The sequence below is a fragment of the Bradyrhizobium sp. CAR08 genome, from assembly GCF_052871955.1.
Genome location: NZ_JBIXJX010000047.1, coordinates 1 through 11,078 on the forward strand (window position 1 = coordinate 1; position 11,078 = coordinate 11,078).

The 11,078-nt window shown below is 53.0% G+C and carries 11 protein-coding genes; 3 read left to right on the forward strand and 8 right to left on the reverse strand.

The window, feature by feature from the left end; genetic code table 11:
- Window positions 1-114: transposase domain-containing protein (locus ACIPUD_RS39220; protein WP_143274074.1), on the forward strand; the 114-nt coding region annotated here is incomplete at its 5' end.
- A gap of 292 nt (window positions 115-406) precedes the next feature.
- On the opposite strand, the gene ACIPUD_RS39225 is transcribed toward ACIPUD_RS39220, so the two are convergent.
- The 4 genes from ACIPUD_RS39225 to ACIPUD_RS39240 form a co-directional block, all read right to left on the reverse strand.
- Window positions 407-910, reverse strand: a complete 504-nt coding sequence (locus tag ACIPUD_RS39225; RefSeq protein WP_446482915.1) for a hypothetical protein — start codon at window positions 908-910, stop codon at window positions 407-409.
- Between the two features lie 79 nt (window positions 911-989).
- Window positions 990-1,247, reverse strand: coding sequence for a hypothetical protein (locus ACIPUD_RS39230; RefSeq protein ID WP_446482916.1), 258 nt, complete (start codon window positions 1,245-1,247; stop codon window positions 990-992).
- A 248-nt stretch (window positions 1,248-1,495) separates the two neighbouring features.
- Window positions 1,496-1,945 carry a hypothetical protein gene (locus ACIPUD_RS39235; RefSeq protein WP_446482917.1) on the reverse strand — a complete coding sequence of 150 codons (450 nt, stop codon included), beginning with the start codon at window positions 1,943-1,945 and terminating at the stop codon, window positions 1,496-1,498.
- 170 nt (window positions 1,946-2,115) lie between these two features.
- Window positions 2,116-2,298, reverse strand: coding sequence for a hypothetical protein (locus ACIPUD_RS39240; protein WP_085348283.1), 183 nt, complete (start codon window positions 2,296-2,298; stop codon window positions 2,116-2,118).
- Between the two features lie 183 nt (window positions 2,299-2,481).
- On the opposite strand from ACIPUD_RS39240, the gene ACIPUD_RS39245 reads away from it, so the two are divergent.
- Window positions 2,482-2,997: a DUF6641 family protein gene (locus ACIPUD_RS39245; RefSeq protein ID WP_446482918.1), complete on the forward strand. Its 516-nt coding sequence runs from the start codon at window positions 2,482-2,484 to the stop codon at window positions 2,995-2,997.
- A 42-nt stretch (window positions 2,998-3,039) separates the two neighbouring features.
- Here the strand turns inward: ACIPUD_RS39245 and ACIPUD_RS39250 are convergent, their stop codons facing one another.
- Window positions 3,040-5,856 carry a DNA methyltransferase gene (locus tag ACIPUD_RS39250; RefSeq protein ID WP_446482919.1) on the reverse strand — a complete coding sequence of 939 codons (2,817 nt, stop codon included), beginning with the start codon at window positions 5,854-5,856 and terminating at the stop codon, window positions 3,040-3,042.
- 591 nt (window positions 5,857-6,447) lie between these two features.
- Between ACIPUD_RS39250 and ACIPUD_RS39255 the strand changes: the two genes are divergently transcribed.
- Window positions 6,448-6,657, forward strand: a complete 210-nt coding sequence (locus ACIPUD_RS39255; RefSeq protein ID WP_446482920.1) for a hypothetical protein — start codon at window positions 6,448-6,450, stop codon at window positions 6,655-6,657.
- Here ACIPUD_RS39255 and ACIPUD_RS39260 read toward each other — a convergent pair.
- The 3 genes from ACIPUD_RS39260 to ACIPUD_RS39270 all read right to left on the reverse strand — a co-directional run bounded on the left by ACIPUD_RS39260 (window position 6,645) and on the right by ACIPUD_RS39270 (window position 10,570).
- Window positions 6,645-7,073: a hypothetical protein gene (locus tag ACIPUD_RS39260; RefSeq protein WP_446482921.1), complete on the reverse strand. Its 429-nt coding sequence runs from the start codon at window positions 7,071-7,073 to the stop codon at window positions 6,645-6,647. The genes ACIPUD_RS39255 and ACIPUD_RS39260 overlap by 13 nt on opposite strands.
- Before the next feature lie 96 nt (window positions 7,074-7,169).
- The gene (locus ACIPUD_RS39265; protein WP_446482922.1) at window positions 7,170-8,474 is read right to left on the reverse strand and encodes an McrC family protein; all 1,305 of its coding nucleotides are present in this window, start codon (window positions 8,472-8,474) and stop codon (window positions 7,170-7,172) included.
- On the reverse strand, window positions 8,471-10,570 hold the full coding sequence (locus tag ACIPUD_RS39270; RefSeq protein WP_446482923.1) for an AAA family ATPase: 2,100 nt from the start codon (window positions 10,568-10,570) through the stop codon (window positions 8,471-8,473). Before ACIPUD_RS39270 ends, ACIPUD_RS39265 begins: the two co-directional genes overlap by 4 nt.
- Between the last annotated feature and the right edge of the window lie 508 nt (window positions 10,571-11,078).

Consider the following 11,078-nt stretch of genomic DNA (forward strand, 5'->3'; position numbering starts at 1 on the left):
CTCGCCTACCTCACCGACGTCCTGACCAGGATCGTCAACGGACATCCAAACCGCGACATCGACCTGCTACTGCCCTGGGCCTACCGCGCTCAAGCCCTCAAAGCCGTGGCCTGACAACGACGCTTACGATGATAGAGCGAATAACGAATGTCGATAAGCTCGTCGAAGCAAGTAGGGGTATTCTTACTGAGCCAAAGTATGATGTCTTGGTCAGGCCTGAAAGCAGGTTGATGACCATTGCCCTTCGGCTTTTCTCTTGTTGCAATTGGTGCGAAGGCCTGCGTTCTTTGGCTGATTGTGTCTGAGGTCTCGAATTTCATTTGTAGTCTCCAGTGCGGCGGGATGCCGCTCCGAGACTATTTATCGATCGGTTTAAACCGAGCCTGCCTATGTTCGGCCCCGCTCATCAGTTCAGCCTGAAAAACGTCTGTTCCAATCGCTCCTTCAGTGTTTCCAATAGCGACATTCTCGTATCAGGCGCAGTAGCTTGCACTGCTGTCGGAGGTGCGGGCACAATATTCAAGGGCTTCGCTGCTCGATGGTTAGACACCTTTTTCGCAGGTTCACGTTGTGCGGTCAGCTTCGGCTTCGGGACCTCCCCGCTTGATTTGGGAGAGGCCGTCTTAGGGTTGATGTCGAGTTCAGCAAAAGCGCTCGGCAGAGGCTGAGCAGATTGCACTGATGTTAGGGGTGTAGAAGCGCCGATGTTCGACGGAGGCACAATGGTCGGCAAGCTGGTATCAATTAATACCCGTTCAGGTGCCCGCTCGGCTGAGCTGATCCTGATGGCCGGTCGCTCTGCGTCGGTGTTGCCAGGGACCATCGCCCTGTCTGGGAAGCACCAGCTGATACCGATTAGCAATAGGGCGAGAGCACTGCCGACAAACCCGAAATATTTCATCAAAGGCATAGGCCGCCTCCGTTTGGCGACGACCTTGCGACGTGGTTGTTAGCAGAAAGCTAACGGTAGATTAAAATGGAGGACATGGTTAGCACGCATGCTGCGTCGCAGAAGTGGCTATCCTGACGAGCGTTCGTGACTTCGATGCTGCGTCATAGACTTCGATCTTCAGCATCGAATACTTCGCCAGCAACTCGGCTGCCGCTTTTGTGGCGGCGTTCTCATCGACGAATTCGGTCTTGAAACGCCCATCAACCACGATCGCATAGCCGTTGGCCGGCGCCAGGTCAGCACGCCGCACCTGGCGTGGTTGCGGACGCTCAACTTGAAGCGTTGTTTTGTTCATTCTTACTTATCCGATTGGAAAATGGCCTTGCTGCGGAGGCTCTCGAAATTCGCCGTATTGAATACCTGCGGTTTCCCAACCGGCGTAAGCACAGAACAAGAGGACAAAGATTCGAAACGCAACCGACATGCCGCCCGCCTTTTCTTGTTGGGCGTGACAGTACAAGCAAGGCCTTACGGGCCGCTTAGGAGAAAGGGTTTGCGCAAGGTATACGCCAGAGCGAAGAGGGACCGTCGGTTTGCCGGCAGTCATATTTCTGTCGGTGAGCGCTCCGATTCAGCATTCATGAACGAATTCGCTATCGTGACCAGGTGCACAGCAGCGGTGCCCAGCTTCTCCATTTCCTTGTCAGCAGTGTAGGCTGTAGCCGCTCGTCGATATGCGATTGCAACCGTAGCGTAAGCGTCCGTGATCAATACAGCTGAATGATCGTGCTGATCTTTTGCTTTCCGATTACGTACTTGGACGACCTTCGTCGCCGCCTGTGCGGTCAACTCGGCAAGCTTCTCGTTGCTGACGCTCGGATCATCAATACCGGGCTGACATGCGGACGCTGCCCCGGCTATTGCCTGATAGTATTGGTGCTTTTGCCACTCACTAGCCGTGAGGTAACTTTGCAGCAGGCGGCGAGCCCTCGCCTCAAGGTGCTTTCGATCGTCTCGGATCTTTTGATGATCTGAGCTAAACCAGCTGAACATAGTTCGCCCGTACTCATGCACGCTCGTGGAACCAAAGCGCAAGCGGCCCAGAAAGTTCCACACGCACCGTGGAGGCGAGTACTAAGCGAAAGGGCTCCGACCATCGACGAGGGGCAGTCTCCAGCTTTCGGCTAAATCTCTCTCTTGCCGAACGTAATGAGCGGCAAAGTCTACCGCTGATGGCCGAGCCCGATCCCGAGCTTCAGTGCCTTTTGTCGCAAGGACCCCACCGATCTTTTCGTCAGCTTAGAAATCTTAGCGACAGGCGTTCTCGCTTTTGAATGAGCCCGCAGCTCCTTTACGTCGGCCTTGGTGTATTCCCGTCTCACCGTCTTCTTCGATTTCTTGGCCATTGAACTCTCCTATTCGGAGGGCCTTCTAGCACAGCCCGTTCCATGAGCAACAAGGGTTGGCTAACGTCGCCACTCACATAATGTGTGTCACTGTTCGGGGGCACGTCCCTGGCTGAAGGCGAGAGGTCCGGGGCTTTGCGCAGTGTAATCTGCTGCTGAATTGGATTACTTGATCGATACTCTTTGCCTTTTCGGCTCGACCGATTCGTCGAAGGCTTTATGTCGGGTGGGCGCTACGTCAAATCCAACAGACAGGAGCCAGCAATGTCGACCTCAATCCTCAAGTCTCTCACGTTCGTCCCGCAGCCCAAGATCAGCTCTGACCCATTGATCATCAAGAGGGAACGCATGGTGTCCCGCTTGGAAGATCAAAAGAAGCTGCTCGCCGAGCCGACCTACCAGCGGCGCATCAAGCGCTGGGAGAAGAAGGAGGACGGCGAGAAGGTGCTCGTCGAGAGACCGCTCCGCACGAGCAAGTGGTGGCAGCAGGACCCGAGCGGCAGCGTGGTCATGACAATGAAGGTCGGTTCGAAGCGCATCGAGTTCGAGAAGGGCAAGGCCGCCATCGCTGTCGGTTCGCTGGAGAAGCTGCCGGGGGTAATCGATGCGCTGATCAAGGCTGTGAGAGCTGGTGAACTGGACGTTCAGCTGAGCGAAGGCAAGGGGCCGAGGTCGCTACCGGCACGTAAGGTGGCGTAGCCGCATGGCTGGCCAATAAACTTGCTATTGGCCAGCCAGTTGTCACATCAAGACGTCTTGCTCTTGATAAACCCTCTTCTTCTTACGTGATCTCGATTGCTCTCGGTCGAGAGGCGTGTTCATCTTGTCGTATTGGTCTAGAAGGAACACTAATCGTTCTGAGTCGTCGGCAAACGGCTTAGATCGAAAGCAACGTTCCACCGCCCTATCCAGCTCTTCATGCGCTCGCCTCAAGTCCGGTGACATCGACTGGGTTTCATATTTTGTCTCCATCGTCGCTGAGTCAGAATCTTGCACTGATGCAAGCGCTTTAGCTGCGTCAACGACTCTTTGTCGAAGCGATGGAGCTGCGTCATCAGGAAATGGAAACGTATTGTATACGTTGCGAGAGGAATATCGAATTCGATTTTCGAGTCTCCCTCCGACGCTTCTGGCCCATAGTTGATGGATCTTGGATGAAATCACACCAAAAATGAACCAGTCGATCTCGGGAATGAAGAACACCCCGTTGCTTAGAATGGTGTTGTCATCAATTCGCCCGACTGGAACATAGGCCCGATTTTCGCTGGTAGTCTCTGGAAAGATAAGACAATTGCCAGCCGGTTGAGGTGTCCTGAAGAACAAGTGGGGTCTCGATGCGGCCGCATTTGTGTCCGGAGCCGTCGACTTCTCTCGAAATGCCTTCACGCGGGCGATGCGTGCGGCAATCGTAGGGCTACGAAGCAAGATGCGATGGTCGACGTCCTTAAACCAGAGACACCATCGATTCGTGCCACTTAGGAATTCCGTGGTGCCGACGTACGGCCGCAGCACCTTTTCCAGCTCTTGGTTTAACCCTAGCTTCTCACACTCCAACACAAGCTCGTTGCGCTGTGCCGAATCCAAAATGAGGTGTCCTTCATCACTCGGCTTGTTGCCCATCACCATTGCAGGAACCTTTGAGAGCGGCTTAGTCCTTTTCGAGACGAGCAGGAATTTGTAGTCGATGATGTAGGGCGATACGTTGCTGGCAAGCTTAAACGTATCTTTGTCGCCAGCTTGAAAGATCTTAGGCCCATCGACCTTTGAATCCTGCAGGCCGACAATCACCACGAAAACCTGAGCTAGGTTTGGCGCTTCATTGCTCCATTTGAACGGCCGATATGCAAATGGGATTTGCAGGTCGCATATCTTTTTCAAGGCGGTCCATAAGAGTGTGACTTGCTCTCCTTGCGCAATGGAGCTTGTAGCGACGAGCGCACAACGCCTCGAAGGACGGCCCTTGATGAATTGAGCGGCTTTTACGAACCACCCGGTGACGTAATCCAAATCTCCGACGCTAGACAGGCCCTGAAATACAGTCGAGAGGGATGCTTTCTGCGCTTTGCTTTGAACGCTGGCGCCAAGAAATGGTGGATTCCCTACGATGTACAAGGGATTTGTGCCGATACCGATTTCGTTCCAGTCCGCAGTTAGAGCATCTGCATTCCTTATGTCCGCCTTCACATCGATCGGGAGACGAATGTAATAACGCCCCAATTCTTCCGAAGCACGGACATTCATCAGATGGTCAATCACCCACAATGCGACCTCAGCAACCTTGCATGGGAAGTTCTCGATTTCGAAACCATGCAAAGATGAGATGCTCACGCTATCGATTGCTGTTAGATCGAGAATTTGTTGGGTTCCGTCATCGCTAGTCTGCAGGGATTTTAGTGCCGAGATGTCAAGCAACCGAAGCTCACGATACGCAACGACCAAGAAGTTGCCGCAGCCGCAAGCTGGATCGAGAATTCTGATCGACTTGAGTTTTTGTCTAAAGGTCAGCAGCATGGACCTCTTTTGAGGCCCGACTTTATGCTGAATGCTAATCAACTCGTCCCTCAGGGCGTCGAGAAAGAGTGGCCGCAGTACTCTTAAAATGTTCTGTTCGCTCGTGTAATGCTCGCCGAGATTCGCCCGCTTTTCGGGATCCATAATGCACTGGAACAGGGCGCCAAAGATCGCTGGAGACACTCTACGCCAATCGGCACGAGAGACTTCAATTATTGTGGTACAAATCTCTTCAGTTATTGGAGCAGGGCTAAGGTTTCGCTCGAATAGCTTTCCGTTCACATATGGAAATGTGGCGAGCTCGACATCGAGGGAAGCTGAACGATCTGGTGTATCTGTATTAAGAGTGTGAAAAAGTAAATTGAGGGCGCCGCCCACATTTTGGTTTCTGTCCAATGCGGTTTGAAGATAGCCCGCAAATGAGTTCTTCTCAAAGATGCCTGTGTGATCTGCGAACATGCAGAATACGAGCCGAACCAGCAACTCAGGCAAATCGGCTTTGCTGTAGTGATCCTTTTGCAATAGGTCGACGACCTGGCCAAGACGCTCGGCCGCCGAAAAGTTCAACTCATCAAGAGGAGCAAAATGTATTGTGGGCTGTCCGACCATAAATCCGAATTCTTCAATTCGGTCTGCTAGCTCATCTAGGGTAACAATCGACGCCTCTTTGTAGCTGTTGTCGACCAGGTCGTATCTGTGGAATGATTGGAAGTCGCATGTGATAATTATTTTTGGACGGTCCTTCGTCGGAAGCTCGTTCACATAGTCCAACGCTTGGCGGAAGGCGTCCTTCAGGAGGCCCCGGCCCTTGTGCTCAACCAGCAGAGTCTTGGGCCAAAATAGATCGATCCGTCGACCGCCACTTAGCGGATGTTCTACCTGAGCAAATTGCCTTCGATAGAGCCCGAATACCGCAAAGAATTCGTCCCAGAACGTCACTGCTCCCCGACGTTCGCTTTCTTCCTCCTTCCAGCGCTGGGAAAACTGAACGGCTCTAAGACGTGCCTTGCGAAAGAACTCAGCCTTGTTGGAATCGCCTGTGATCAAGATGCGCTCTCGCTGGGTTGGAACAGGGTTGGCTCGGGCCTCGATAATTGCTCGTTGCCTCTGCGCTTTATTCACCGAATCAGTCTGTTCGAGAAGCTTTTTTGCAATCAATGGTCTGCAATATGCCATTCGCCTAAAGGCTCAGGCTTCAGGCCCCTTAGGGGTCATGGGCCGCTGGCCTGTGGCTTTCTTGATTCCTGCGCTCTACAGGGTACCCCCAGCCTAAACGTCGGCCAATAAGAGGTATAAGTTGGTGGCCTAAAGTGCGTGCTCTTAGCCGGCGCAGTTCAGCGGTCCACGTCAGCGTCACGGAGGTTCAAGCCGCTTGCCACTTGACGAAGCTCATCGATGCCCTGCTACAGCAACGAGGGGAAAGACGCCTGCTCGCATCTCACCTTTTTCTCCGGGAATTCCCTCGTGACACTCGCCGAGACAAGTTCGAATTACCGGGCCCGAAAGTGATGACGGTGATGTGATAAGAATGACCATCGCTAAGCGGGCTTGGTGGCGAGTAGCTCTTGAGAGCGCCAAAGGGTGCTGACGGCTCCCCTTTTTATGGCACCGCTTCGCCACCGTGATTGCAGCCGGGCCTTGAAGATCAACCATGTGGAATCGCAGCGCCACTCTTCAGGCGATACGCCGACTTTCCCACTGGTGTGCCACTCAACCCATTTTGCGGAGCTGACTAGCCGTGGCGGCCGTAAGAATGAAGAAATGATCTACCCGGAGGTCAGAGATCCGATCAGCAATAGCCTGTTCGTGCAGCGAGAGCATCTGTTCACTCGCCGTCACCCCTTGTGAAGGGCAACGAACAGCGATGCGGCAGCGACTATCAGTGAAATGCCGGACGTCAAAGCCGCAATCCTGAGTGCAGCAGCGTGTTGCGTCTGCTGGCTTGCCTTCTCCGAAACCAGCCGAAGCAGAGAGAACATGTCTTGAGGATCGAGCGGAGGACGCTCCTGATCCGTATCCGCCACGGCGAACCGTGCATGACGCAGATGCAATGAATAAAGCGGCTCCCCGTGGTCCTTTGAAACACCCCGTGATTCTCTAAACAGCCCCTTGAACGCTTTAAGCACGGTACGTACCGAATCAACGTCCTCAATTGAGAGGTCTTTCGCAATGCCCTTAGGCTGGCGTGCAGGCCACTTATTGACAGCAAGATGAGTGATAACGGCCATTAAGACTTCATAGTTTTTGGCATAGTTCGGCTGCATGTTTCCTCAGCTCTTGTAGGATTGCTTATCGAATAGGTCTCAGCGTTGGAGTTCGACAATCTAACGCTGTCTTGCACGAGCCTATCAAAAGATAGACTATTCTCTTCTGAATCCCTGGGAACGGGGAGTCACGGGAAGATCACACAATTCCGTATTGATCAACGCACCGCTGTTCAGGTCAAACGGAAGTACCCACAAGTCGAGCTTCTCAGCCAAAATGAACTTTTTGAGCGCTGCTTTGAACGCCTGCCGCTGCGGATATACCAGCGCAAGGCTACCCTGGGTAACCTCTCGCAAGTACGTTTTGCCATAGGCAAGTAGCTGATAGAAATCAGCTTGTTTGAGGTTGTAGTTGTCTTGCGAGTTGGCGCTATCGACTAGTTTCCACTTTGTATCGACCACCCATCTGGCTGTCCCCCAGTCGATGACGATGTCGGGTTGAAGACAAAACAGGCGGCGATCGTCGTGTTCGCAAAGGAAATGTTGCTTGGGTTGCGTGCGCAGTCTCGCAGCGGGCCGCAGCGCTCGTCCCAAACATCTTGCTACGTACCGCTCAAAGAGCTTTTCCATGGGAAAAAGAAGGCTAACACCTTCCCACGTTCCAACCACCGACGTTGGCATCTCTTTACCGAGAACTAGCTCGCACCAGGGCTTGATCTCTTTGTAATGCGCCATCAATCTGTCGTCTTGCCACCTTGCGAAATCAGCAGCGACGTCCCGGCTCGCATCGACTTCGGTCAGACACTCCCTTAGCTCGTGGGAGAGCCTCCAATTTGAAGGCGACTGAGTTGCCCGACACACTTGCTCCACTGCAAGCTTCAGCAATCGGTTTTCAGAGCGGTTGGCGGAGAATACGTCGTGTCGGATATGGAAAAAGTGTTGCCTGTCCAACCGCTGCCTCATCTGGCTAGCACGGCTCAATTGACCACGGAGAAAACGCTGCTCCTCCTCCACCAACTGATACTCGCACCGAACTCCTCGCTTAACGAGGCGATCTAGCGAGACTAGGAATTGCCTCATAACCCATTCATTGAGAGGAGCATCGAATTTCTGCAGACTCGACACTCCAACCTCCCTAACAGGCAGATCGAGCGTAGCGCTGAGCATTTTAATGAGGAGAGATCTCGCTGCGTCGAGGCTTTCGCCCTCCTCAAGATGCTTCGGAAGGATCTCAATACGAGTCCCACAGGGCGTCTCAATCACCCCCACGTAGTTGTCGAGACGTAGCCATTTCCGATCCTCTAACTCAACAAGCGAGGCGCCCGATTTTCTCAGCGTGGAACTTAGTCTACAGAGCCAATCGAATGCAGACTGAGAGACTTGCTGCCGATCGAGCGATGGATCTGTCAGAGTGCCAGATGTAAGTCGGGCATACTCACGAACCGTGACGAGTGAGGTCACTGCTTTGTCTTCCCAAGTGCCTCAATCACCTTCTTTCCCAAGTGCCGAGTATTCATGATCGCACCCGTCGTCCATGTCATCGGAACTCCCAATTTGCTCGCAATTTCAAGCAAGGTTTTCTTTGCAACGTCTTCTTTTTGGCCGTTATTCCAAACTTCGATGGTGCCGCTGGACAGCTGCCTTATCGTATAAGGCCCGTGAGTGGCCTCCCGTTCTGTCGCCAACGCTACGGGCTTCAGCTCATGATCGACTATGCCAAGGTAGGCTTCGATCCGACTGAAGGCGAGTTCGTTGATCATCCAGCGGCTAGATCGCTCGGCGACAGATACGTCGTTCCCAAAGAGCGCTGAGATATTGACGTCTGGCTTTTGCAAGAACCGATACTCTGGCGCCTTCCGTGGATCGTTTAGGACCATCTGAATGCGCTCCCAGTCCTCAAAGAAATACTCCTGCAGCAAAGGGATAATCTGTTGCCGGAATATAGTACTCAGCAACTCGATGCTCCTGTCCTCTCGCAAGGGGAGGAAGTAAGCGTGGCCGAGGCGATGATCTCGGTCCAACAGCACTTCAATCCGCTCGTTCATGACCGAGAGCATATGTCCTATATTGAGCCCTTGCAGCTCGATTGCGGTTAGTAGCTCTGGACGTGGGAGCATCTCTCTGAAATGAAACCGCCTTCGCAATGCGATGTCTAAGCTGGTCAGAGACCTGTCAGCGGTATTCATTGTCCCGATGATGTGAACGTTGGGGGGTACGCTGAATCGTGACTTGGAATACGGGAGAATTACCTCCAGGGCCTCATCTGCATCCTTTCGCTTCGACGGCTCGATTAATGTAATGAGCTCTCCGAATATCTTTGAAATGTTTCCCCGGTTGATCTCATCAATGATCAGGACCTTTGGTCTACTATCGGGCGATGTGCTGGGGATCGATGACCGAGTCGGAGAAGCAAGATAGCGATCCACTAGGGTCGAAAGAATGTTCTCATAGCCGTTGACAAGATACGGCTCCAGAAGAGAGCCAGGCATCTTTTCAAACACTTCCTTTTGCCGAATGTTCGCAACGGTTAGTTTCCCAGCTCGCACACAATCAGCCAGGTCTCTTATCAGGCTCATCCCTATTGGAAGACGTTTCTTGTTTGGCTTGATCAGTTCGACAACATCGTTGGACGCATAAACCACTTCGTACCCGCTGCCGAATGTGTCGCCGACTTGGAAAGTGGGGGTTGCAACCGCACCCGTGGAAGCGGGGCTGCCGTCGTTGCTCAGGAGGCCGGCGAGCTTTACTCGATCGATTGAATGCGACCTCAATTCATATAGTGTCATCTGGCTGAACTGGTTCCGCATGAGCTGATCATACGGCAGCGAAGGGGAATAAACTCGCAACCACTTTACATTCCGGCATTGACCGTATTTGTCATCGCCATCTCCTTGAGGCTCTCTTGCTATTTGGCGGTAGTCGCCAGTTACCTCGGCGATGGCTCTGAATTTTGTATTTCCGTCCGAAACGACTACTAGGTCGCCCTTCTTCATCTTGAGCAAAAAGTTGGTCACGGCCGTAATGGCGTAAGAATCCTCCTCGTCCGAGCTTCCTGCCTTCCGTGATCGTTCGAAAACTTCTTCTCGGCTTTTGCAGCCGCCGAAGTCTGTGTCGCCACCATACCCAAGAAGAATGTAGTTGTTTTCAATGCACTCGTCGTAAATATAAGCATCGCTCCCCTGAGTGTTGCCCAGTGACATTTTCCAAATGCGGCGGCCTTCGATGGATACAGGTGCGGCTGCTTGCCGAGTGACCTTGGCAGCGGCGGTTTCGCAAAGGATCTTGAATATCCCGTCTTCGACAGCATACCTAAGTTGCCCGTCAGCATCATGGTCCGCCCGAAGGCCCTCCACGAAATCCTCGTAGCTGAAGCTTTGATGGAAGGTAACGAAGCGAACCTCCCCGTCCGACGACAATTCATCAAATCGTTTCTTCAAAGCGGTACGATTGGAGCGATTTGCTTCTAGATACACAGGATCCAAGATGTCGAGGGCTAGCTCAATGACGGCAAATGTCTTGCCTGTACCTGGCGGGCCGTAGAGAATTTGATTTAGCATTGCTCGAATCACAATCTGCGGAGGTAAATGAGACCTCTAGCATCGCTTGATTCGCACGCAAGGTTCAATCGGTTCGAGCACTATCCTCCTAGTGCAACTAAAGTATCGAGAGCTGGACGGCGGCAGTCAGACAAGAACCTGGCTGCACTTGGAAGCTGCGATGACACTCATCCATATCTGGGTCCAAGCTGGCAGCTAGCTCAGCCCGCTGAGCGACCCTGGGAAAAATACGGGAGGCACGCCGCACTGCACCAGGCTCTGTTGGCAATGGAGCGAACGATCCAACCCCACCACCAAATGGCCCGCTGCGCTCGTGGTGGTGTTCTAACTGGAACGTTTGGCCACTGAGGCCGAAGTACCAAGGCCAAATCTAGGCGGTCAATCACACTTCAGCCGAACTAACATCACCATCAGATGTAAGCGGCGAAGCCGCTGCGAAGCTCTTATTGGCTACGGTGTACGTGGTGGCAGATCATTCTTCTGATGATCAAGGCAGCTAGGCGTCACC

Excerpts from the sequence above, each read along its gene's own strand:
- ACIPUD_RS39260 (WP_446482921.1), bottom strand. The coding sequence starts at position 7,073 with ATGCAGCCGAACTATGCCAAAAACTATGAAGTCTTAATGGCCGTTATC.
- ACIPUD_RS39225 (WP_446482915.1), bottom strand. The coding sequence starts at position 910 with ATGCCTTTGATGAAATATTTCGGGTTTGTCGGCAGTGCTCTCGCCCTA.
- ACIPUD_RS39270 (WP_446482923.1), bottom strand. The coding sequence starts at position 10,570 with ATGCTAAATCAAATTCTCTACGGCCCGCCAGGTACAGGCAAGACATTT.
- ACIPUD_RS39235 (WP_446482917.1), bottom strand. The coding sequence starts at position 1,945 with ATGTTCAGCTGGTTTAGCTCAGATCATCAAAAGATCCGAGACGATCGA.
- ACIPUD_RS39240 (WP_085348283.1), bottom strand. The coding sequence starts at position 2,298 with ATGGCCAAGAAATCGAAGAAGACGGTGAGACGGGAATACACCAAGGCC.
- ACIPUD_RS39230 (WP_446482916.1), bottom strand. The coding sequence starts at position 1,247 with ATGAACAAAACAACGCTTCAAGTTGAGCGTCCGCAACCACGCCAGGTG.